This window comes from Cryobacterium sp. MP_3.1 (genome assembly GCF_035984795.1).
GTDB classification, from domain to species: domain Bacteria; phylum Actinomycetota; class Actinomycetes; order Actinomycetales; family Microbacteriaceae; genus Cryobacterium; species Cryobacterium zongtaii.
This window is the reverse complement of record NZ_JAXCHV010000019.1, coordinates 27,921-48,878: the sequence shown is the minus strand read 5'-3', so window position 1 is coordinate 48,878 and position 20,958 is coordinate 27,921. Positions and strand designations below refer to the sequence as shown.

Here is a 20,958-nt window from a genome sequence, read left to right as displayed (position 1 = left end):
GGCCGAAACGTGACGTGCGGGAGCGCCGGTCAGCGCTGCTGCGGCGCCCCGGGCACGACGATGCCGTGTTCGTAGGCGTAGACCACGGCCTGGATGCGGTCGCGCAGATCGAGTTTCTGCAGCACCTTCGAGACGTGGGTCTTCACCGTCGCCTCGCCGAGGTACAGCCGACCCGCGATCTCGGCGTTGGCCAGGCCCAGCGCGATCAGCTCGAAGACCTCCCGCTCCCGCTCGGTGAGCATGCCCACCGCCGCCGGCTCCGGCCGGTGCGCGCCGTGCGCGGCCGCGGCATCCGGTGCGGCGGCAGGCGCGGAGTCGGAGAAGGTGCCGGCGAAACGGGCGATCACCCGGCGGGTGATTTCGGGGGAGAGCAGGGCGTCGCCGCGGGCGAGCACCTGCACCGCCTCAACCAGGGACTCCGGCGAGGCGTTCTTGAGCAGGAACCCGCTGGCGCCGTGCTGCAGGGCGGCGAACAGGTAGTCCTCCCTGTCGAAGGTGGTGAGCACGAGCACCGCGGCGCGGCTGGTCGGATCTGCCACGATGGCGCGGGTGGCGGTGAGCCCGTCCATTCCCGGCATCTGCACGTCCATACAGATCACGTCGGGCTGCAGGGCGGTGGCCTGGCGGATCGCCGCAGCGCCGTCCATGGCCTCGCCGACCACCACGATGCCCGGCTCGGATTCGAGGATGATGCGGAATCCGGCGCGCACCAGGGCCTGGTCGTCGACCAGGAGCACCCGGATCGGCGCGCTCATTCGGCGGCCCGCACGGTCTGGGGCTCCTCGGCGGCCGGCCGGGGGATGGGCTCCTCGGCGGCCGACGGCGGGCCGGCGAGCGGAACGCGGGCGCGCACCAGATAGCCGCCGCGGGGCCGGTTGGCCAACTCAAGGGAGCCGCCGACGGCCGCGACGCGCTCGCGCATCCCCTGCTGGCCGAGTCCGCCGGGTGCGCTCTGCGCGGCGGGCGAGCCGACAGCCGGGCGGATGCCTCGACCGGTGTCGGTGACTTCCAGCTCCACGGCATCCGGCTCGTAGCGCAGACGCAGCTCGGCGGTCGCACCGGAACCGGCGTGCTTGCGAGTGTTCGTGAGGGCCTCCTGGGCGATGCGGTAGAGGCTGAGACCGATGGTGCCGGGCACCGGCCGCGGCTCGCCGATCACCTGGAGCCGCACGGCCAGCCCGGCGTCGGTGTTCTCCTGGGCGAGTTCGGCGAGCTGGTCGACGCCGCGGGTGCTGGTGCTCTGGTGGGCGGGCTGGTCGCCGTCACAGTCGGCGTCATCGGCGCGCAGGGCACCGAGCATGGTGTGCAGTTCGTCCACCGCGGTGCGGGCGCTCTCCTCTATCACCGCGATCGCGCGGGTGGCGGCGGCGGGATCGCGGTCGAGGATGCGCCGGGCCGCGCCGGCCTGGACGCCCATCAACGACACGTGGTGGGCGACCACATCGTGCAACTCCCGGGCGATCCGCACCCGCTCGAGACTCACGGCCTGCGCCGCGGTGCGCTCCCGTTCGGTGGCGAGCTCACGGGTGCGTGCCTCGAGCGCCGCCGAGCGCCGGGCCGCGAGCCAGGCGGCGCCGCCGAAGTAGTATGCGGCCCAGAAGTAAACCAGGTTGAGCAGAACCTGCAGCAGCCCGTAGGCGGCGTACGGCGAAAAGAACCCGTCCCTGGACAGTTCGGGGATGACGGTTGCCTGGTTGGCTGTCTCCAACAGGCTCCAGAACAGCCAGATGAACATACCAGCGATGATGCCCAGCCGCGTCCACCGGGCGATGGTGCGGTGGTGGCTCCACGCGCCCACCGAGTAAATGGCCACATAGAGGCAGATGCTGGAGAACAGGCCGTCGGAGACACCGATGCTGGCGAACACGGCGAAGACCAGGGAGACGAGCAGTGCCACGGCCTCAGGCCAGCGGCGGCGAACGGCCAGGGGGAGCGCGATGAGCGCCACCCAGATCGCCACCTGCCACCACGGCGCATCCCCCATGAGCCCCGTGCCGAGGCTCAGCGAAATGCTCAGGGCGGTGCCGCCGGCCAGCGCGAGGGCCACCCAGGCATCGACCCGGTAGGCGGAGCGGGGGCCGCGCGGCCGCCGCCATCCGTCGGCCAGCGGGTCGGCCAGCGGGTCGGCCAGCAGGTCGGTGACCGGGTCGGTGCGCGCTTCGGCAGTCATGCCCCCACGCTAGCGCCGTCGCGCCGCGGGCGGATCAGCCCCCAGAGGGAGGTTCGATGGTTTAGCCGCCCGGGGCTGCCGGTCAGGGGGTGAGGATGCGGCGGGTGTTGTTCAGGGACGCGGCGGGCCAGTCCCAGAGGCCCACGACCTCGGCGGCCAGCCGGGGCTCGAGCCCGTCGAGGGCGCGCACGGCGAAGATCACGGCCGCGGCGGTGTCGCCGGCCTTGGCGAAACCGTGGCCCACTGCCCGGGTCCAGGTCTCGGCGGCGGCCTTGGCGCTGGCGTAGTTGGCGCCGCCGGGGGTGGGCGCATCCACCGACACCGACGACACGATCGCCAGCCGGCCGGTGAACGAGGCCAGCAGATCGGCGTTGAACGCGCGAGTGGTGTTGCGCAGAGTCTGCAGGACGCGTTGGTGCAGAAAGTCCCAGTCCTCGTCGGTCTGACCGTCGAGCCCGCCGCCGCCACGCCAGCCGCCCACCAGGTGCACGAGCCCGTCGACGGGTCCGTGTTCGGTGTGCACGGTGGCGGCCAGGGCGGTCACCGCCGCAAAATCGGTCAGGTCAGCGACGTAGACGGAGGCGTGAGGCGCCACCTCGAGCACCCGCGCCAGCCGTTCCTCGTTGGACCCCACGGCCAGCACTCGGGCGCCGGCACCCGCCAGGGCGGCCGCGACGGCCACCCCGGCGGTACTGGTGGCCCCGGCGATCAGCACGGTGTGCCCGGCAGCCCCCCGCTCGCCGGGATCACCGGACGGGTCGACCAGCGTGAGCCTACGCATCCGCCGTGATGCCCCTGGTCGACTCGATGACGGGTTTCATCTTCTTGTCGAGCGCCTCGAAGAACATCGAGAGCGGGAACTCGTCGTCGAGGACGAGGTCGGTGTACCCCTTCGGCGCGCCGGCGAGCACCTCGAGCGGCAGCCCGCGAGCCCACGTCGACGCCGGGTTGGGCGTGAGCGTCTTCGTGAGCATCTCGTAGGCGGCCAGCCAGTGCGCCTTTTTCGGCCGGTCGATCGACTCCCAATAGAGCTCGTCGATCTGGGCGCCGAGCGCGATGACCACATCGGGCACCGCCTCCCAGTCGAAGGAGAGTGCCGTGTCGGTCCAGTGCAGCACGTGGTGCTGGTGCAGCCAGGCGAACAGCAGCTGGCCGCCGAGGCCGTCGTAGTTGCGCACCCGGCTGCCGGTGATCGAGAACCTGAAGATGCGGTCGAAAATGACCGCGTACTGCACCAGCTTCGCGTGCCGGCGGGCCTCGGGGCTGGCGGCCTCGTCTCGTTCGATCTTCACCGACTCGCGGAACGCCGTGAGGTCGCAGCGCAGCTCCTCGAGTGAATAGAGGAAGAACGGCATCCGCTGCTTGATCATGAACGGGTCGAAGGGCAGGTCGCCGCGCATGTGGGTGCGGTCGTGGATGAGGTCCCACATCACGAAGGTCTCTTCGGTGAGGTGCTGGTCGTCGAGCAGCGCGGCGGCTTCCGCTGGCAGCTCGAGCCGGGTGATCTCCGCCGCGGCGCGCACCACCCTGCGGAACCTCGCGGCCTCCCGGTCGGCGAAGATCGCCCCCCAGGTGAACGTCGGGATCTGCCGCATCGCCACGGTCTCGGGGAAGAGCACCGCCGAGTTGGTGTCGTACCCGGCCGTGAAGTCGAGAAAGCGGATGGGCACGAACAGTTTGTTGGTGTACTCGGTCTCGAGCTCGGCCACGAACTCCGGCCAGAGCACCTCGATGAGCACCGCCTCGACGAGCCGGTTGGGGCTGCCGTTCTGGGTGTACATCGGAAACACCACCAGGTGCCGGATGCCGTCCTCCCGGTGCTGCTGCGGCTGGAAGGCCAGTAGCGAGTCGTAGAAGTCGGGCACGCCGAAGCCGCCGGCCGCCCAGCGGTCGAAGTCGACCACAACGGCGGCCAGGTAGGCGGCATCGTGCGGGAACTGCGGCGCCAACTCGGTGACCGCGCCGGTGATCTCGGCGACGGACGCCTGCGCATCCGCATGGGCGCCGGCCTCGGGGATCGAACCGTCCTGAGCCTGCACGGTCTGCAGGGCGGCGGCGGCGGTCTTGAGCCGCAGCCAGGCGGGCGAGCCGGTCAGGTCCGTGGCAGAGGGGCGGGTGTCCTCGAGAACCTCGGGCTCACCGACCAGTGCGTCTGCAATGTAATTCGACATGGGAACCTCCCGTCCTCGTGAGTGCCGCGGGCGCGACGTGCGTGCGGCGCACTGAACTGGAATACACCGGTGTGCGCCGCCCCCAGCGTAACCGGGGGTTGACGGCGTTTTCATGCGGCCCTCCGCAGTGAATCGCCGTCTTGACCCGGTTTGGCGCGTGATTGCGCCGACCGAACGGCTAGCTCGACGACGCCGATGTCGACCGGGCGCGCAGGTGGATGCGTTCGCCCTGCTTGCCGAACATGGAGAGGATCTCGACCGAATCGGTGCCGGTGGAGCCGAACCAGTGGGGATTGCGGGTGTCGAACTCCGCCGCCTCACCCGTGCCCAGGACCACATCGTGCTCGCCGAGGATCAGCCGCAGGCGACCGGACAGCACGTAGATCCACTCGTACCCGGTGTGGGTGCGGGGTGCGGGCTCCCGATCGGTGGCGGGGATGACGATCTTGAAGGCCTGGGGCTCGCCCTGGTGCTGGGAGAGCGGCGTGAGGGTGCGGCCGTCCGCCCGGGTGGACCTCTGCGGTACTCGCGGGTCCTGCACCCTGGGCGGGCTGACGATCTCCTCGAACGGCACCGCCAGGGCGGCCACGATGGGCAACAGGAGCTCGAGATTGGGCTTCCTCTGCCCGGACTCTAGCCTGGAGAGCGTGCTCTTGGAGATCCCGGTTGCGGCGGCGAGTTCGGCCAGTGTGACGTTCTTCTTTTCGCGGGCGCGGCGGAGGCGCGGCGCGATCTGGCTCAGCTCGTCGTTGATCCGGGGAGTGCTGCTCATGCGGACAGCTAAGCAGCGTGTCCCACTTTTGGCAACGATAGTTTCAGGATTCTCCCGGTGGCCGCACTGTAGGGGGAGAAGGTCGTGAACGTCGGCCGCCCATCCCTCGGAAGGAAGAAACCATGTCGTTGCCCCCAACTCCCCGCGGAAGTGCTGGACCCCCCTCGGTGCACGCGCGGGCCGTGATCACCTGGATAGCCATCTTCCCGTTGGTGACCCTGGGATTCTTCGCAATCGCCCCGTTCGCCACCGACTGGAACCCGGTTCTGCGCGCCTTCGTGCTCTCCATCGTCGTGGTGCCGGTCGCGGTGTACCTCGTGGTGCCCCAGCTGATGCGCGCCTACGGCAGGATGCGCACCGCGAGACGCTGACCGGCCGCCCAGGCGCTAGCCTGCTGCCATGACCGATGCCGGGCACACTCAGCGCGAGACCACCGCGGCCGAGGTGCGGGCGGCGCTCGCCGCGATCGCAGATCCGGAGCGCGCGGCGGGGGCCGCCCGGTACTTCCAGACCGGGCCGGGGCAGTACGCCGAGGGTGACGTGTTCATCGGCGTCACCGTGCCGCAGACCCGAGCGGTGGTCACGCGGTTCACCACGCTGCCGCTGCACGAGATCGACCTGCTCCTGGCCGGCCCGGTGCACGAGCACCGACTCGCCGCCCTGCTGATCCTGGTGGCGCAATTCGCCCGGGCAAGCGCCCCGCGCACCCGTGACGATCCCCGGCGCCGGGCCCTCGCCGAGTTCTATCTCGCGCAGCTGCGGGCCGGCCGGGTGAACAATTGGGATCTGGTGGATTCCTCGGCGCCGGGGCTGCTGGGCGAGTACCTGTTCGACCGGCCGCGCGGGCTGCTGGCTGACCTCGCCGCCAGCGAGGTGCTCTGGCAACGGCGGGTGGCGGTGATCGCCACCTCGGCCTTCATCCGGCGCGGCGACGCCACCACCACCCTCGACCTGGCCGCGCGGCTGCTGGGTGATCCCGAGCCGTTGATGCACAAGGCCGTGGGCTGGATGCTGCGCGAGGTCGGCGCCCGCGTCGACCGGGACCTGCTGCTCGGCTTCCTCGACCTGCACGCGGGGCGAATGCCTCGCACCATGCTCAGCTACGCCACCGAGCACCTCAGCCCCGAGCTTCGCGCGCACTATCGCGGCCTGCCCCGCTGAGCGCGGCGGGCATCCAGGCGGCGGATAGCAGCGCCGCGTTACGACTTGGTAAACAACCCCACCAATAGTTTGTTCTCCCTTGCGCGCATTTCGTTCGTAAGGTTTACTAACAAACATGACAGCAACCGGCACCCCGCGGACGATCCAGGACCGAGCCCTCCGCCCCACCGCGAAGGTCTTGCCCGAGCACATTCGCCTGAACAACCGCACCCTGGTGCTGCAGACGCTGTACCGCACCGGCCTGCAAAGCCGGGCTGACCTGGCCCGGGAAACCGGCCTGACCCGGGTGACGGTCTCCGACCTGATCAGCGAGCTGATGGGGGAGAACCTCGTCATCGAACTGGGCCAGCGCCAGGAACCGCGCCCAGGCAAGCCCGCCACCCTGCTCGACATCAACCGGTCCGCGTTCCAGATCGTGTCACTCGACCTCTCCGGTCACACCCGGTTGCGCGGCGCGGTGCTCAGCCTTGACGGTGCGGTGCTGTCCAGCTCGGGACTCGACCTGGCCGGCGCCCGAGGTGAGGCCGCCTACGACACTGTCGCCGCTCTGCTCGCCCAGGTGATCGCCGGGGCCACCGCCCCGATCCTGGGTGTCGGAATCGGGTCTCCTGGCATCGTGGACCGGGCGGGAGTCGTGCGCAACGCGCCCAACCTCGGCTGGCGTGACCAGCCGCTGCAGGCCCGGCTCCAGGAACTGACCGGTCTGCCCGTTCGGGTGGTCAACGACGCCAACGCCGCCGTGCTCGCCGAACACAGCTTCGGCGGCGCCGACCACGATCTGCTCCTGGTCAAGGTGGGCCACGGTGTCGGCGCCGGCCTGCTGATCGGCGGTCGCGCCATCTTCGGCGAGCGCTTCGCCGCCGGTGAGATCGGCCACGTCGTCGTCGGCACCGACGACGGCCCGCTGTGCGCCTGCGGCAAGTCCGGCTGCCTCGAGGCCTGGCTCTCCGTACCGCGGCTGACCGCGGCGATCCACGCCGCCACCGCCGCGGCGGCCACCCCGGCGGATGCCGATCGCGCCACCTCCGACATCCTCACCGAGGCGGGCCGCCGGCTCGGCATCATCCTCGCCCCCGTCGTCGGTGCCCTCAATCTGCTCGAGATCGTGTTGAGCGGACCCCCCGAACTTCTCGACGGCGCCCTCTCCGCGGCCACCGTCGAGACCCTCCGGTCGAGGACCATGGCCACCGAAACCGGCGATCTCACCCTGCGGATGACCGCGCAGGGGGAGGACATCGTTCTGCGCGGTGCGGCCGTCATGGTTCTCTCCGCACAACTCGGCGTTTCCTAGCCGACGGATTTCCCCTGCACCAACGATGTGGCGCCCGCCAACGTCGGCAATCCACGAAAGGAATATCTCATGAAGAGAAAGCTCGCATCTCTCGCCGCGCTGGCCACTGCCTCCGCGCTCGTGCTGGCGGGATGTTCGTCCGCCACCGATGAAGGCACCGACGCCTCCACCGACAACGGCGACAAGACCATCACCCTCTGGCTCGCCGGCGGCGACACCCCCGATGAACTGCGCGACTACCTGAAATCCGAATTCACCGCGCAGACCGGCGCCACCCTGAACATCCAGCAGCAGGACTGGGGAGACCTGGTCACCAAGCTGACGACCTCACTGCCGGACGCCAACAACACCCCGGATGTCACCGAGCTGGGCAACACCCAGTCGTCGACCTTCACCAACGTGGGTGCGTTCCTCGACATCTCCGACATGTACGAGGAGCTCGGCGGCACCAACCTGCTGCAGTCCTTCGTCGACGCCGGCATGGTGGGCGACAAGAACTACGCCCTGCCCTACTACTTCGGCTCCCGCGCCGTGTTCACCCGCGCCGACGTCTGGGCGGCGGCCGGAGTCGAGCAGCCCACCACCCTCGAGGAGTTCAACGCCGGCGTCGCCGCGATCAACGCCGCCAACCCGCTGAACATCCCCGACTTCTCCGGCTTCTACCTCGGCGGTCAGGACTGGCGCAACGGCATCTCCTGGATCTTCGCCAACGACGGCGAACTCGCCACCGTCAAGGACGGCACCTGGACCTCGACGCTGGCCTCGGAGAACACCCTGACCGGCCTCGCCCAGCTGCAGGAGCTGTACAAGTCAGCCTCCAACGCGCCCAACGACGCCAAGGACTCCAACCAGTACATCTACCTGAACGACAGCGACGAGATCAAGGATGCCGAGGGCGCCGTCACGTCGAACACCTCACTGTCCGCCGCCACGATCATGGCCCCCACCTGGGCGCACTGGTCGATCGGAACTCTCGGCACCGACGCCGACGGCAAGGTCACCCGCACCTGGGATGACACCAAGAACGCGGTCTTCGCCCTGCCCGGCAACGACGGCAAGCCCGCCCCGGTGTTCGCCGGCGGATCCAACATCGGCATCTCGGCGACGAGCAAGAACCCCGAGCTGGCCAAGAGCCTCCTCAGGATCATCTACTCGGAGGAGTACCAGACGATGCTCGGCCAGAACGGCCTCGGCCCGGCGAACAGCGACTACGTGGACTCGCTCGGCGACGACCAGTTCGCCCAGGCGCTGATCGCCTCGGCCTCGAACTCGAAGCTCACCCCGGCAGCGCCCGGCTGGGCCACGGTCGAAGGCTCCCTCGTGATGGAAGAGTTCTTCAGCAAGATCGAGGGCTCCACCGACCTGAAGGCGCTCGCCACGGAATACGACGACAAGCTCACCCCGATGCTGAACGGCGAATAGCCGGCAGCCTGTCGAACCAGACGAATCGAACAACGAAAGGAGGGTCGGCGTGACCACGCAGAACCTCGTGCTCGGCCAGGCCGATCCGCCGCGGCCGGCCAGGCCCCGAAAAAGGGGCAGATCAACGCCGTACCTGCTGGTCGTCCCGGCCTGCGCCATCCTGATCCTGGCGCTCGGCTACCCGCTGGTCTGGCAGTTCATCACCTCGATGCAGAGGTTCGGACTCTCCCAGCAGTTCGGCCAACCCCCGGAATTCGTCTGGTTCGACAACTACGTGACCCTGTTCACGGACCCGTACATGTGGACCGTGGTGGCCCGGTCGCTGGCCTTCTGCCTGGTCACCGCCGCGGTCACCATGGCCATCGGCACCCTGATGGCTCTGCTGATGAACGCCGTGCACACCAGCGTGCGCATCACCTTGCAGATCTCGTTGCTGCTGGCCTGGGCGATGCCCGTCGTCGCGGCGATGACGGTCTGGAATTGGCTCATCGATTGGCGCCGCGGGGTGCTGAACTCGGTTCTGACCGGTATCGGCCTGGACTTCCAGAACCACAACTGGCTGGCCAACCCGCTGTCGTTCTTCTTCGTGGCGATGGTCATCGTGGTCTGGATGAGCGTGCCGTTCGTGGCGTTCTCCATCTACGCCGGCCTCACCCAGGTGTCCACCGAGGTGCTCGAGGCCGCCCAGCTGGACGGCGCCACGCTGGCCCAGCGGCTCCGGTACATCATCGTGCCGATCATCCGGCCGGTGCTGGCCATCATCCTGCTGCTGCAGGTGATCTGGGACCTGCGGGTGTTCACCCAGATCCGGCTGCTGCAGGACGTCGGGTCGATCGCCTCGGAGACCAACCTGCTCGGCACCTACATCTATCAGCTCGGCGTCGGCTCCAGCGACTTCGCGATGGCCAGCGCCGTCTCGATCTTCGTGCTCGTGCTGACGGTGGCTCTGAGCTGGTTTTACGTACGCAGCATGCTCAAGGAGGACGAATCATGACCTCGACGGTCCAATCCACCGGGGCATCCGCCCCGCCCGCCGGCTCGCGGCCCCGGCCCGCCCTCCCGCCGACCGGCCGGAAGGGCGGCGGCAACCGGCGCATCCGCCCCGCCCGGATCGCGCTGGGCGTGATCGGCATCGTGGTCGCCCTGATCTGGGTGTTCCCGGTCTACTGGATGCTCAACTCGTCGCTGCTGCCCAACGTGGTGCTGCAGAGCACCACCCCGACCTGGCTCCCGTTCGGCGGTTCCCTCGACAACTTCGTCGCGGTCTTTTCGGGCGGCACCTTCCTGCCCGCCCTGGGCATGAGTACGGCCATCGCCCTCATCACCGTGGTGTTCTGCCTGCTCTTCGCGTTCCTCGGGGCGTTGGCGATCAGCCGGTTCAGGTTCCGCGGGCGCAAGGCGTTCGTCCTGGCCGTGCTGCTGATCCAGATGCTCCCCGCCGAGGGGCTCTTCATCGCCCAGTACAAGCTGATGGGCAGCCTGAACATGCTCAACTCGATCGTGGGCGTGAGCATCATCTACATCGCCGCGGTCGTGCCCTTCACGATCTGGATGCTGCGCGGCTTCGTCGCCGGAGTCCCTGCCGACCTCGAGGAGGCGGGCATGATCGACGGCCTGAGCCGCACCCAGGCGTTCATGCGCATCACCTTCCCCCTCCTCGCCCCCGGTCTGGTGGCCTCCGGCGTCTACGCGTTCCTGCAGGCCTGGAACGAATTCACCGTGGCCCTGGTGCTGCTGCAGGACAACTCCAGCCAGACGCTTCCGCTCTGGCTGCGCGGCTTCATCCAGGCCAGCGCCAGCCGGGCCACCGACTGGGGCCAGGTGATGGCGGCGTCCACCATGGTGGCCATTCCGGTGATCATCTTCTTCCTCTTCGTGCAAGGCAGAATGACCAGCGGACTGGTCAGCGGGGCGGTCAAGGGATGACCGGCGGCCACGGCGACGACTCCCCGGTGCGCAGGCAGATCCGGGCGACCCTGATGCCGGGCTTCGTGGGCACCGTGCTGCCGGACTGGTTGCGCCTGCGCCTGCAGGACGGACTCGGAGCCGTGTGCCTGTTCGGGCAGAACATCGTCTCGATCGCCCAGCTGCGGGCGCTGACCGACTCGATCCGCGCCGCGAATCCGCTCGCGGTCATCGCGATCGACGAGGAGGGCGGCGACGTCACCCGGCTCTACTTCTCCTCGGGCTCGCCGTATCCGGGCAACGCCATCCTCGGCCGGATCGACGACCTCGGCTACACGGAGGAAGTCGGCCGGCAGGTCGGCCGGGAGCTGCGGAAGGCCGGCTGCACCCTCACCTTCGCGCCGGACACCGACGTCAACTCCAACCCCGACAACCCGGTGATCGGCGTGCGCAGTTTCGGCGTCGACCCGGTGCGGGTGGGCCTGCACTCCGCCGCCTGGGTGCGCGGGTTGCAGTCCACCGGGGTCGCCGCCTGCCCCAAGCATTTCCCGGGCCACGGTGACACCGCCCTCGACTCCCACCTGGCCATGCCCGTCGTCGACCTGCCGCCGTCGACCCTGCGCGAGCGGGAGCTGGTGCCCTTCCGCGCCGCGATCACCGCCGGCGCGAAGACCATCATGACCTCGCACATCCTGCTGCCCCAGATCGATCCGGAGAACCCCGCAACGCTCTCGACGCGGGTGCTCGGCGGCCTGCTGCGCACCGAACTGGGCTTCACCGGCGTCATCGTCAGCGACGCCCTGGACATGAAGGGTGCCAGCGGCATCCTGGGCATCCCGGGGGCCGCCGCCGCCGCCCTCGCCGCCGGCTGCGACCTGCTCTGCATCGGCACCGAGAACACCGCCGAGCAGCTCGACCAGATCGAGGCCGCCGTCCTGGCCGCCGTCGACGCCGGAACCCTCACCGAGGCCCGTCTCGCCGCGGCAGCCGGCCGGGTGCACCGACTCGCGGCCGGAATCCGCGACGACACCCTGGAAATCCCGCTCCCGGCTGCCGCGGTGACGATGCCGGAACCCAGCTTCGATACCGGGCGGATCCGTGCCTCCTTCGCGATCACCGACCAGGCGAAGCGGTGGCTCGCGGCGGCTGGGGCGACCTTCTCCGTGGTTCGGCTCGACACCGTCACGAATATCGCCGTGGGCCCGGCGCCCTGGGGGCCGTTCGCCGAGGTGGCCGCGCATCCGGAGTCGGACCTCGCGGCCGCGTGGTTGGCCAGGCCTCTCGTCGCACGCAGCGCAGAGGACGGCGGGGCGCTGGAGCTCTCGGCCGGGGCTCCCGTGGTCGTGATCGGCAAGGACAACCACCGGCATCCGTTCATTCGTGACCTGGTGGATGCGTTGCGCGCCGACCGCCGTGATGTGCTCGTGGTCGACATGGGCTGGCCGTCGGACGACCTGCGCTACGCCGACATCGCCACCTTCGGTGCGTCGAGGCTGGCCGGACGGGCGCTGCTGGAGCTGCTGGCCGCCGAGCCGGTGATCGCCGAGCCGGTCTAGCTCACCAGGTCGCGCGCCCGCAGGGCGCCGCCGAGCAGGCCGGCGTTTTCGCCGATCGACGCCGGTACGATCACCGGACGCCGGTGGAAGCTGAGCAGGGCGCTCACCCGCTCACGCAGCGGCGCGAACAGCTGGTCGCCCGCCTGCGCCAGGCCGCCTCCGATCACGATCGCTTCCGGGGCGAGGATCGCGGCCAGCTGGGCGATGCTCAGGGCGAGCGCATCCAGTGCCTCGCTCCAGATCAGCGCCGCCGCGGGGTCGCCGGTGCGGGCCAGGGCCAGAGCCTCGCGGGCCCCGCTCAACCGGATGCCGGTGACCTCTTCGTAGCGGCGCACTATCGCGCCGGCCGAGGCCACGGTCTCCAGGCAGCCCCGGGAGCCGCAGCCGCAGAGCGGACCGGACGGGTGCACTATCGAGTGGCCGATCTCACCCGCGTAGCCGCCGCCGGTGTGCGCCCGGCCGTTGATGAAGAGCGACCCGGCGATCCCGGTGCCGATGACCAGCACCACCACGTTGCGATAGGGGCGGGCGGCGCCGAGCCTGAACTCGGCCTCACCGGCGGCCCGCACATCGTGCGAGAAAGTGGTGGGCAGGTGAATGAGATCTTCGGTGAGTTGTTTGAAGGGCACGTTCGACCAGTGCAGGTTGGTCGAGAGCACGCCGATGCCCGCGTCGTCGTCGACGAGGCCGGGGGCGAGCAGGCCCACCGCCCGGGGCTGCACCGCGGGAAAATCCGCGGCGAACTGCAGGGTGAGCTCCTGCACCCGGGCGATCACCGAGAAGGCCGTGCGCTCGCCGTCCAGCGGTGTCGGCGTGCGGCTGAGTCCGAGCATCCGGCCGGAAGCGTCGAAGAGCGCGGCCTTCGTGTCGGTGCCGCCCACATCCACCGCGATCACCGGCTCGCCGGCGCCGAGCGGGAGGGCCTGGGCGAGAACCGAAGTGAGGGTCACGGCGGTCATGGCTGGGGCTCCTCAGCGGTCGGCGAGTGTCGCGGGGCAAGAAACCGGCCACGAGGGTGCTCATGCTGTATCAACTGCCTGTGAGGACATTGTCCCACGCGCCGACTCTGTTTGTAAAGGATGGTAACAATTAGCGCGGAGCGGGTGAACAGCCGCGCAGGTTAGGTTTGAAGGACGCGTGCGCGCAAGCGACGCATTGACAGACATATAGAGGTAGGAACCGAGCAGTGGCTGAAGCAACCGTGACCCCGGGCACCGAGGTGTCCCCGAAAGAGGTCGAGGCTCAGGCCGTGCGCCGGCGCACCTTCGCCGTCATCTCGCACCCCGACGCGGGCAAGTCCACGCTCACCGAGGCGCTGCTGTTGCACGCGCGGGCCATCACCACCGCCGGCGCCACGCACGGCAAGGCCGGCCGGCGCGGCACCGTCTCCGACTGGATGACCATGGAACAGGAGCGTGGCATCTCGATCACCTCCGCCGCCATCCAGTTCGAGTACCGCGACAGCGTGATCAACCTCGTCGACACCCCCGGCCACGCCGACTTCTCCGAGGACACCTTCCGGGTGCTCTCCGCGGTGGATGCCGCCGTGATGCTCGTCGACGCCAGCAAGGGCCTAGAGGTGCAGACCATGAAGCTCTTCGAGGTCTGCAAGCAGCGTGGCCTGCCCGTCATCACCGTGATCAACAAGTGGGACCGGCCGGGCTCCGCCGCCCTCGACCTGATGGACGAGATCCGCACCCGCACCGGCCTGATCCCCACCCCGCTGACCTGGCCGGTGGGCATCGCGGGAGACTTCCGCGGTGTGATCGAGCGGGACAGCAGCGACTTCATCCGCTTCAACCGCACCGCCGGCGGCGCCACCCGCGCCGACTCCGAGCGCACCACTGCCGAAGAGGCCGCCGCAGCCGAGGGTGACGCCTGGGTCGCCGCCGCCGAGGAGTCCGAACTGCTCACCGAGGAGGGCCAGAACCACGACGAGGAACTGTTCCTCGACGGCGTGACCACCCCGGTGCTGTTCTCCGCCGCGGTGCTCAACTTCGGTGTGCAGCACATCCTGGACACCCTGGTGGACTTCGCCCCGCCCGCCGAGGCGCGCCTGGACGCCGACGGCGGCCACCGCCCGGTGACCAGCCCGTTCTCCGGCTTCGTGTTCAAGGTGCAGTCCGGCATGAACTCCTCGCACCGCGACTACGTCGCATTCGTGCGGGTCTGCTCCGGCCAGTTCCGCCGCGGCATGGTCGTCACCCACTCCGCCACCGGCCGGCCGTTCGCCACCAAGTACGCCCAGCAGCTGTTCGGCAAGGACCGCGAAGTGGCCGAGGAGGCCTGGCCCGGCGACATCGTCGGCCTGGTCAACGCCTCCGCTCTACGGGTCGGCGACTCCATCCACGAGGGCAGCCCCGCCGTCACCTTCCCACCGCTGCCGATGTTCGCCCCCGCGCACTTCCGCGCCGTGCGCCCCGCCGACACCAGCAAGCACAAGCAGTTCCGCCGCGGTATCGACCAGCTCGACCACGAGGGTGTCATCCAGGTGATGCGCTCGGACCTCCGCGGTGACCAGGCCCCGGTGCTCGGCGCCGTCGGCCCGATGCAGTTCGAGGTCGTCGAGGAGCGGATGTCGCACGACTTCGGCGCCGCCATCCGCAGCGACGTGCTGCCCTACCAGCTGGCCCGCCGCACCGACAAGGAGAGCGCGCTGATCCTCGGCCATGACCGCCAGGTGGAGGTGCTCCGCCGCAGCGACGGCACCCTGCTGGCCCTGTTCAGCACCCCGTGGCGGCTGCGCAACACCGTGCGCGACCACCCGGAGCTGCTGCTTGAGGACCTCGCCGGCGGCGGGCCCATCGACGAGGTGCGCTACTAGCACGGCCCCACACCCTAGGGTGAGCGTGTGACGCCAGCAGAGTTGCATGCCCAGACCGACGTCGCTCGGCCGCCTGCCGCCGCAGTGGCTCGAGCCGTCGCGTTCTTCATCGATGTGGTCGGCACGACGCTGCTGACCGGAATCGTGTTCTTCACCTGCTTCATGGTGGGCTTCAACCTCGACACGGTGGGTAACGTAACGGTGGCCAATGCTGTGCTCAAGCTGGGCGTCGGCTCGCTGTTCCTCGTGCCGATCGGCGTGCTGTTGCTCAACCTCCGTCTTTCCAGAACCAGACGGGCATCGGTAGGTCAGCTTGCCGCGCACAACCGGCTGGTCGATGAGCGAACCGGCGGCCCGGTCAGTTACGGCGGGTTCTTTGCCCGCACCCTGGTACTCGCGGTGCCTGTCGTCGCCACCGCCTCGTCGGCCTGGACACTCTTCGGCATCGTTGCCAACGGTGGGGTGGGGAACAGCGAAAGGGGAACATCGCTTCTCTCCGTGCTGCCCATCCTGCTGGTGGTCTGGCTGGTCTTCGCCTTCCCCATGCTGCGCGGCGATCGGCGGGGATGGCAGGACAAAGCGGGAAAGACCCGGGTCGTGACCGCCGCATGACCAATCTGGAATCGCATCGCCGCCGAACTACACTCGGAATCAGACGAAAGCAGGAAAGTCGCCCCAGTGGCGACACCGACAGGGGGAGAGTGTCATGAAGTCATTTGCGTGCGGAGACGTGGTGCCCGGCTGCACGGCGAGCTGGGTCAGTTCCACCGATGACGAGATTCTCGTTCTCGTCGCCCAGCATGCCAGCGCTGCCCACGGCATCGACACGGTGAGCCCCGAGCTGGCCCAGAGCGTCACGGACCGGATTGTGGTCGTCTCCTGACAACGCCGCTCTCCACCGCACCGCTCTCGGCTGCGCAGTGGACCGCCCTGCTGGATGCGGTCAGCGCCGGCACGGGTGTGACGGCGGCCTTCCAGCCGATCGTGGACACCGCCCGCGGAATCGTGGTGGGGTTCGAGGGGCTCGCCCGTTTTGAGATGCCCGCCGGCGTCGGCGTGGAAGACCTGTTCGCTCAGGCCCGCGCGGCTGACCGGTCCGCGGAGATCGAGGCCCGCTGCCTGCGGGTCATCCTTGTCGAACGCGGGTCGGTGCCGACCAACTGCTTCATCACCGTGAACGTGTCGCCGCATGTGCTCGGCCACGAGGCCATCCGGCAGGTCTGGCGCGAGCAGGCCGACCTCACCGGGGTGTTCGTGGAGCTCACCGAACAGTCCGCCATCGACTCCGCCGCCGACCTCGAACCCGAACTCGACGCCATCCGGGGCGCCGGCGGCCTGATCGCCGTCGACGACCTCGGCTCGGGCTATGCCGGCCTCAGCCGCCTGCTCGCGCTCAAGCCCGCGCTGATCAAGCTCGACCGGGAACTCATCCAGGGCATCGACACCGACGAGGCGAAACGCGCGCTGGTCGAGATGATCGGCACCTTCGCCAACCGCATCGACTCCTGGGTGTTGGCCGAGGGCATCGAAACCGCGGCGGAGTACGACACCATCACCGCCCTCGGGGTGCCGCTCGCGCAGGGCTACTACCTCGCCCGGCCCGGTCCCGCGTGGCCCGAGCTATCCCGGCACGTGCAGCCGAGCGCGCCACCGCAGCCGGTGCCCATCGTGCGGGACCTGCTCGACGTCGCTCCCGCCGTGGAATCGGTCGCGGACGCCTCCCGGATCTTCACCGAGCACGCGGAGGTACGCACCGTGGTGCTCATCGACCACCACGGGCGCCCGGTTTCGGTTCTCGACAGCGAGAGCGCCCACCTCGGCGTCACGACCGACGCCGTGCGGGCGAACCTGGACACCCCGGTTCGGGATGCCCTGCTGCGCGCGATCACCCGCGACAGCACGCATCGGTACGATCCCCTGATCGTCACCGACAACGCCGGCCGCTACGCCGGCATCGTGCGCCTGGAACGCCTCATCACCGCCGCGGTTCGGTAGGCCGGTCAGTCGCATCGCCAGGACACCAGCGCGCCTGCCCCGTGCCGGTGCGTGCGGGCTCAGGGGTCGAGAAGTTCACGCAGCCACTCGAGGTCGACGCCGTCGCTGGTGTCGAGGAAGAACGCGCCCTGCCACGCCTGGGTGCGGATGGCCTGGGCGTTGCTGGTGCGCGACCACGGTGGATAGACCCTGAAGCCGCGTTTGCCGCCCTGACCCGCCACCGACACAATGCCGTGACGCTGCAGCGCGGAGCGCGGGAACACGAACTGACCGGAGTGCAGCCCCTCCCGGGTGAGGATGACCAGGTGGTCGACGTCGTCGACCGGGAACGGTTCGGTCGAACCGGTGGACGAGCGCTGCCAGACGGCGACGAACAGGCCGACCTTGCGGGGCGTCACCCGGCCCACCCGGAACCGCAGGCGTCGAGTTCCGATCCGGGCGACGGCGGCGCCGTAGTCCGCGTTGTCGATGTCGATGTCGATCTCGGCGGCCGCAGTCTCCGAATGACCGCACAACGACCCGCACAGGGCCACGGCCCCTGCCACGTCCGGATGGATCACGACGACGTGGTCCGGTCGGAGGGCACGGTGGGGTACAGCGTGGCGGCGGCCGCCGCAAACGAGAACCAGACCGGGGAGCCCACGGCGGCATCGAGCTGCGCGGCCTCCTTCGGGCTGACGTCCGCGGCCAGCACGGCGCTCCGTGCCCGAACAAAGTCGCCCCGGGGCTCGAGGTCGATCAGCTCGGCCCGCACGCTGCTCAGCTGCGAATCGGCCGGCGGATCGATCGACACCGACACGGCAGCCGGACGCACCGCCACAGACAGCGGTGCCCCGTCGGCCACGCCCGGCTCGGGGATGTTCGCGACTGTGGCCGCGGCATCCGCCGTGATCAGGGTGGTGCCCCGGCGCACGCCGGTGAGCAGGTTCAGGCCCGCCAGACCGGCCGCGAAGGCGCTGCGCGGCCGGTCGAAGACCTCGGCCGGGGTGCCCTGGTCGACGATCCGGCCGCCCTCCACGATCACCACGCGGTCGGCCAAGGTGTAGGCGTCGAGCACATCGTGGGTCACGATCAGCGCGCTGCGGCCGGCCAGCACGCGGCGCAGCATCCGCCGCACCGCCGGCGCCACCGAGATGTCCAGGGCGGCCAACGGTTCGTCGAGCAGCAACAGGCCGGGGTCGGATGCGAGGGCCCGCGCCACCGCGATCCGCTGAGCCTGCCCGCCGGAGAGCTCGGCCGGGCGCCGGGCGGCCAGCTGTTCGGCATCCACTTCGCGGAGCCAGTGGGTCGCGATCTGGCGGGCCCGGCCCGAGGTCGCTCCCGCGCTGCGGGGGCCGAAGGCGACGTTGTCGAGCACGCTCAGATGCGGGAACAGCAGCGCCTCCTGGGCGAGCAGGGAGACGCCGCGCTGGTGGGGGGCCCGCCAGGTGCGGGGGCCGCGCCCGGCGCCCGGCAGGTCGAACAAGACGGTGCCGTTCAGCTCGCAACGCCCGGAGTCGGGGGTGACCAGCCCGGCGATGGTGCCCAGCAGGGTGGACTTGCCGGCGCCGTTGGGTCCGAGGATCGCGACGGTCTCGCCGGCCGCCACGTCCAGGTGCAGGCTGACGTCGCGGTCGGCGACGTGCAGGTCGAGGGAGAAGGTCACGAGAGCGCCCGTGCCCGCCGGCGGGAGGGCTCGCCGGTGCGATGGGCGAGGCTGACGATGACGACGGCCACGACCACCAGCACCAGTGACAGTGCCACGGCGGTGTCCGGGTCGGTCTCCCGCTGCAGGTAGATCTCCAGCGGCAGGGTGCGGGTGGTGCCCTGCAGGCTGCCGGCGAAGGTGAGGGTGGCGCCGAACTCGCCCAGTGCCCTGGCGAACGACAGCACGGCGCCCGACAGCACCGCCGGCAGCACCAGGGGCAGGGTGATCCGGCGCAGCACCGTGGTGGGGTTGGCGCCGAGGGTGGCGCCGACGGCTTCGTACCGGCTGCCCACCGTGCGCAGGGCTCCCTCCAGGCTCAGCACCAGGAACGGCAGGGCGACGAAGGTCTGGGCGATCACGACGGCGGTGGTGGAGAAGGCGATCTCGATGCCCAGGAGTCCGAAGGTCTGCCCGAGCAGCCCGCGCCGGCCGAAGGTGTAGAGCAGGGCGATGCCGCCCACGACCGGGGGCAGCACGAGGGGGAGCAGCACCAGCGAGCGGAGCACCTTCTGGCCCCAGAAGTCGGTGCGGGCCAGCACCAGCGCCATCGGCACGCCGACGACCACGCACAGCAGTGTGGCGGCCAGCGAGGTACGCAGGCTAAGGAGCAGCGCGGCGATCGAGGACTCGGAGGTGACCAGGGGCACGAACTCGGCCCAGTTCACCCGCAGCACCATTGCCGCCAACGGCAGCAGCACGAAGGCCGCGCCGACGGCGGCGATGCCGATGACCCAGCGGGGAACCCCGGAGTACGAACCCGACAGGGATCTCATGCGGTTACGGCGCCCCGAAGCCAGCGGCGGTGAGCACGTCTTCGCCGCCGCGGCTGGTGACGTAGTCGACGAAGGCCTGGGCGACGTCGGCGGATGCCGAGCCGGTCAGCGCCACGATCGGGTAGGTGTTCACGGCCTCGGCGGACTCCTCGAACTCGATGCCCTCCACGGTCTCGCCCGCCGCCCTCACATCGGTGGCGTAGACCAGACCGGCATCCGCCTCACCCGAGGTGACCTTGCCGAGCACCCCGGTGACCGAGGACTCTTCGCTCACCGGGGTGAGCGTGACGCCCGCGGCCGCTGCCACTGCGACGGTCGCGGAACCGCAGGGCACCTCTGGGGCGCAGACGACGAGCTTCACGCCCGCCCCGGCCAGGTCGGCGAGGTCGGCGATGCCGGCGGGGTTGCCCGGCGGCACCGCGATCTCCAGCACGTTGGTGGCGAAGTCGACCGGGTCGGCCGCGGTCAGGGCTGCATCCGTGAGCGTGGTCATGTTCGTGGTGTCGGCGGAGGCGAACACATCGGCCGGCGCACCCTCGATGATCTGGGTGACGAGGTCGGATGACCCGGCGAAGTTCACCGAGACCGTGGTGCCCGGATTCTCGGCCTCGAAGGTCTCGGCCAGCCCGGTGAACGTGGCCGTGAGCGACGCCGCAGCGAAGACCGTGATGTCGCCCTCGAGAGCGCCGGCCGGAGCCGGGGGCGCGGTTGCGGCCGGCGTGGCGGCGGCGCATCCGGTGAGGGTCAGTGCGGCACACCCCGCCGCGACGAGGCGCGAGCGGAAACCGGGGGAGCGCCTCGTCATCAGGGCTTCCCGCTCGGGGTTTCGACCAGCACTGTGGTGGCCTTCACCACCGCGATGGCGACGGAGCCCAGTTCCAGGCCGAGTTCGCGCACGGCCTCGCTGCTCATCAGCGACACTACGCGATGTGGGCCGCATTGAATCTCGACCTGCGCCATGACCTTGTCCATGATGATCTCGGTCACCAGGCCCACGAACCGGTTTCGCGCGGACCGGCCGCCCTCCGACGGGTCGTCAGGGAGCACGGCGTTCTTGCGCGCGAGCTGGGCGAGCGCCAGGCCGTCGACAACCGTGCGGGAGGAGGAGTCCTTCGAGCTGGGCACCACGCCATTGTCGATCCACCGGCGAACCGTGTCATCGCTGACGCTGAGGAACGCGGCGGCATCTTTGATTCGCACCTGAGGCATGAGAGCCACTCTATTACCGTTT

The 20,958-nt window shown here is 69.9% G+C and carries 22 protein-coding genes; 11 read left to right on the top strand and 11 right to left on the bottom strand.

All coding sequences use genetic code 11. The features are described from left to right. Window positions 1-29: 29 nt before the first annotated feature. The 5 genes from RCH12_RS12610 to RCH12_RS12590 all read right to left on the bottom strand — a co-directional run bounded on the left by RCH12_RS12610 (window position 30) and on the right by RCH12_RS12590 (window position 5,113). A complete protein-coding gene (locus tag RCH12_RS12610; RefSeq protein WP_327017069.1) occupies window positions 30-755 on the bottom strand; it encodes a response regulator transcription factor in 726 nt (241 codons plus the stop codon). Continuing rightward, window positions 752-2,170 (bottom strand): sensor histidine kinase, encoded by a 1,419-nt coding sequence (locus RCH12_RS12605; protein WP_327017068.1) that lies wholly within the window; start codon window positions 2,168-2,170, stop codon window positions 752-754. Before RCH12_RS12605 ends, RCH12_RS12610 begins: the two co-directional genes overlap by 4 nt. Before the next feature lie 82 nt (window positions 2,171-2,252). Then, complete coding sequence (locus tag RCH12_RS12600) at window positions 2,253-2,951, bottom strand: SDR family NAD(P)-dependent oxidoreductase (protein WP_327017067.1); 699 nt, start codon at window positions 2,949-2,951, stop codon at window positions 2,253-2,255. Further along, a complete protein-coding gene (locus RCH12_RS12595) occupies window positions 2,944-4,341 on the bottom strand; it encodes a DUF6421 family protein (protein ID WP_103431361.1) in 1,398 nt (465 codons plus the stop codon). The genes RCH12_RS12600 and RCH12_RS12595 overlap by 8 nt, the downstream gene beginning before the upstream one ends. Window positions 4,342-4,519: 178 nt before the next feature. Next, on the bottom strand, window positions 4,520-5,113 hold the full coding sequence (locus RCH12_RS12590; RefSeq protein WP_327017066.1) for a helix-turn-helix domain-containing protein: 594 nt from the start codon (window positions 5,111-5,113) through the stop codon (window positions 4,520-4,522). Between the two features lie 122 nt (window positions 5,114-5,235). Here RCH12_RS12590 and RCH12_RS12585 point away from each other — a divergent pair, with 122 nt between their 5' ends. From RCH12_RS12585 to RCH12_RS12555, 7 genes are all read left to right on the top strand, one after another. Continuing rightward, complete coding sequence (locus RCH12_RS12585) at window positions 5,236-5,484, top strand: hypothetical protein (protein WP_133163830.1); 249 nt, start codon at window positions 5,236-5,238, stop codon at window positions 5,482-5,484. 28 nt (window positions 5,485-5,512) lie between these two features. Beyond that, window positions 5,513-6,274, top strand: a complete 762-nt coding sequence (locus tag RCH12_RS12580) for a DNA alkylation repair protein (protein WP_327017065.1) — start codon at window positions 5,513-5,515, stop codon at window positions 6,272-6,274. A gap of 115 nt (window positions 6,275-6,389) precedes the next feature. Continuing rightward, the gene (locus tag RCH12_RS12575) at window positions 6,390-7,565 is read left to right on the top strand and encodes an ROK family transcriptional regulator (RefSeq protein WP_103431365.1); all 1,176 of its coding nucleotides are present in this window, start codon (window positions 6,390-6,392) and stop codon (window positions 7,563-7,565) included. Between the two features lie 69 nt (window positions 7,566-7,634). Then, a complete protein-coding gene (locus tag RCH12_RS12570; protein ID WP_327017064.1) occupies window positions 7,635-8,987 on the top strand; it encodes an extracellular solute-binding protein in 1,353 nt (450 codons plus the stop codon). Window positions 8,988-9,036: 49 nt separating this feature from the next. After that, window positions 9,037-9,981 (top strand): carbohydrate ABC transporter permease, encoded by a 945-nt coding sequence (locus tag RCH12_RS12565; protein WP_103431367.1) that lies wholly within the window; start codon window positions 9,037-9,039, stop codon window positions 9,979-9,981. Continuing rightward, window positions 9,978-10,913 (top strand): carbohydrate ABC transporter permease, encoded by a 936-nt coding sequence (locus tag RCH12_RS12560; RefSeq protein WP_327017063.1) that lies wholly within the window; start codon window positions 9,978-9,980, stop codon window positions 10,911-10,913. The genes RCH12_RS12565 and RCH12_RS12560 overlap by 4 nt, the downstream gene beginning before the upstream one ends. Next, window positions 10,910-12,448, top strand: coding sequence for a glycoside hydrolase family 3 protein (locus tag RCH12_RS12555; protein WP_327017062.1), 1,539 nt, complete (start codon window positions 10,910-10,912; stop codon window positions 12,446-12,448). The genes RCH12_RS12560 and RCH12_RS12555 overlap by 4 nt, the downstream gene beginning before the upstream one ends. On the opposite strand, the gene RCH12_RS12550 is transcribed toward RCH12_RS12555, so the two are convergent. Next, window positions 12,445-13,407 (bottom strand): ROK family protein, encoded by a 963-nt coding sequence (locus RCH12_RS12550; protein ID WP_327017061.1) that lies wholly within the window; start codon window positions 13,405-13,407, stop codon window positions 12,445-12,447. The genes RCH12_RS12555 and RCH12_RS12550 overlap by 4 nt on opposite strands. A gap of 227 nt (window positions 13,408-13,634) precedes the next feature. Here RCH12_RS12550 and RCH12_RS12545 point away from each other — a divergent pair, with 227 nt between their 5' ends. From RCH12_RS12545 to RCH12_RS12530, 4 genes are all read left to right on the top strand, one after another. Continuing rightward, window positions 13,635-15,272, top strand: coding sequence for a peptide chain release factor 3 (locus tag RCH12_RS12545; RefSeq protein WP_241990465.1), 1,638 nt, complete (start codon window positions 13,635-13,637; stop codon window positions 15,270-15,272). A gap of 27 nt (window positions 15,273-15,299) precedes the next feature. Continuing rightward, window positions 15,300-15,884, top strand: a complete 585-nt coding sequence (locus RCH12_RS12540) for an RDD family protein (RefSeq protein WP_327017060.1) — start codon at window positions 15,300-15,302, stop codon at window positions 15,882-15,884. A gap of 94 nt (window positions 15,885-15,978) precedes the next feature. Further along, entirely contained in the window at window positions 15,979-16,155 is a 177-nt protein-coding gene (locus tag RCH12_RS12535) for a DUF1059 domain-containing protein (RefSeq protein ID WP_103431372.1), read from the top strand. Further along, on the top strand, window positions 16,152-17,267 hold the full coding sequence (locus RCH12_RS12530; RefSeq protein ID WP_327017080.1) for an EAL domain-containing protein: 1,116 nt from the start codon (window positions 16,152-16,154) through the stop codon (window positions 17,265-17,267). Before RCH12_RS12535 ends, RCH12_RS12530 begins: the two co-directional genes overlap by 4 nt. Before the next feature lie 59 nt (window positions 17,268-17,326). Here the strand turns inward: RCH12_RS12530 and RCH12_RS12525 are convergent, their stop codons facing one another. From RCH12_RS12525 to RCH12_RS12505, 5 genes are read right to left on the bottom strand one after another with little or no spacing between them, the layout of a single operon-like run. Then, entirely contained in the window at window positions 17,327-17,827 is a 501-nt protein-coding gene (locus RCH12_RS12525) for a MepB family protein (protein ID WP_327017059.1), read from the bottom strand. Beyond that, the gene (locus RCH12_RS12520) at window positions 17,824-18,912 is read right to left on the bottom strand and encodes a sulfate/molybdate ABC transporter ATP-binding protein (RefSeq protein ID WP_327017058.1); all 1,089 of its coding nucleotides are present in this window, start codon (window positions 18,910-18,912) and stop codon (window positions 17,824-17,826) included. Before RCH12_RS12520 ends, RCH12_RS12525 begins: the two co-directional genes overlap by 4 nt. Beyond that, the gene (locus RCH12_RS12515) at window positions 18,909-19,727 is read right to left on the bottom strand and encodes an ABC transporter permease (protein WP_327017057.1); all 819 of its coding nucleotides are present in this window, start codon (window positions 19,725-19,727) and stop codon (window positions 18,909-18,911) included. The genes RCH12_RS12520 and RCH12_RS12515 overlap by 4 nt, the downstream gene beginning before the upstream one ends. 4 nt (window positions 19,728-19,731) lie before the next feature. After that, entirely contained in the window at window positions 19,732-20,532 is an 801-nt protein-coding gene (modA, locus tag RCH12_RS12510) for a molybdate ABC transporter substrate-binding protein (protein WP_327017056.1), read from the bottom strand. Then, window positions 20,532-20,936, bottom strand: a complete 405-nt coding sequence (locus tag RCH12_RS12505; RefSeq protein WP_327017055.1) for a TOBE domain-containing protein — start codon at window positions 20,934-20,936, stop codon at window positions 20,532-20,534. Before RCH12_RS12505 ends, modA begins: the two co-directional genes overlap by 1 nt. Between the last annotated feature and the right edge of the window lie 22 nt (window positions 20,937-20,958).

What these genes read in the sequence shown, in the direction of transcription:
- RCH12_RS12560 (WP_327017063.1), top strand. Translation starts at nt 9,978, where the DNA reads ATGACCTCGACGGTCCAATCCACCGGGGCATCCGCCCCGCCCGCCGGC.
- RCH12_RS12550 (WP_327017061.1), bottom strand. Translation starts at nt 13,407, where the DNA reads ATGACCGCCGTGACCCTCACTTCGGTTCTCGCCCAGGCCCTCCCGCTC.
- modA (WP_327017056.1), bottom strand. Translation starts at nt 20,532, where the DNA reads ATGACGAGGCGCTCCCCCGGTTTCCGCTCGCGCCTCGTCGCGGCGGGG.
- RCH12_RS12555 (WP_327017062.1), top strand. Translation starts at nt 10,910, where the DNA reads ATGACCGGCGGCCACGGCGACGACTCCCCGGTGCGCAGGCAGATCCGG.
- RCH12_RS12605 (WP_327017068.1), bottom strand. Translation starts at nt 2,170, where the DNA reads ATGACTGCCGAAGCGCGCACCGACCCGGTCACCGACCTGCTGGCCGAC.
- RCH12_RS12505 (WP_327017055.1), bottom strand. Translation starts at nt 20,936, where the DNA reads ATGCCTCAGGTGCGAATCAAAGATGCCGCCGCGTTCCTCAGCGTCAGC.
- RCH12_RS12515 (WP_327017057.1), bottom strand. Translation starts at nt 19,727, where the DNA reads ATGAGATCCCTGTCGGGTTCGTACTCCGGGGTTCCCCGCTGGGTCATC.
- RCH12_RS12535 (WP_103431372.1), top strand. Translation starts at nt 15,979, where the DNA reads ATGAAGTCATTTGCGTGCGGAGACGTGGTGCCCGGCTGCACGGCGAGC.
- RCH12_RS12570 (WP_327017064.1), top strand. Translation starts at nt 7,635, where the DNA reads ATGAAGAGAAAGCTCGCATCTCTCGCCGCGCTGGCCACTGCCTCCGCG.
- RCH12_RS12590 (WP_327017066.1), bottom strand. Translation starts at nt 5,113, where the DNA reads ATGAGCAGCACTCCCCGGATCAACGACGAGCTGAGCCAGATCGCGCCG.
- RCH12_RS12585 (WP_133163830.1), top strand. Translation starts at nt 5,236, where the DNA reads ATGTCGTTGCCCCCAACTCCCCGCGGAAGTGCTGGACCCCCCTCGGTG.
- RCH12_RS12575 (WP_103431365.1), top strand. Translation starts at nt 6,390, where the DNA reads ATGACAGCAACCGGCACCCCGCGGACGATCCAGGACCGAGCCCTCCGC.
- RCH12_RS12595 (WP_103431361.1), bottom strand. Translation starts at nt 4,341, where the DNA reads ATGTCGAATTACATTGCAGACGCACTGGTCGGTGAGCCCGAGGTTCTC.
- RCH12_RS12580 (WP_327017065.1), top strand. Translation starts at nt 5,513, where the DNA reads ATGACCGATGCCGGGCACACTCAGCGCGAGACCACCGCGGCCGAGGTG.
- RCH12_RS12600 (WP_327017067.1), bottom strand. Translation starts at nt 2,951, where the DNA reads ATGCGTAGGCTCACGCTGGTCGACCCGTCCGGTGATCCCGGCGAGCGG.
- RCH12_RS12610 (WP_327017069.1), bottom strand. Translation starts at nt 755, where the DNA reads ATGAGCGCGCCGATCCGGGTGCTCCTGGTCGACGACCAGGCCCTGGTG.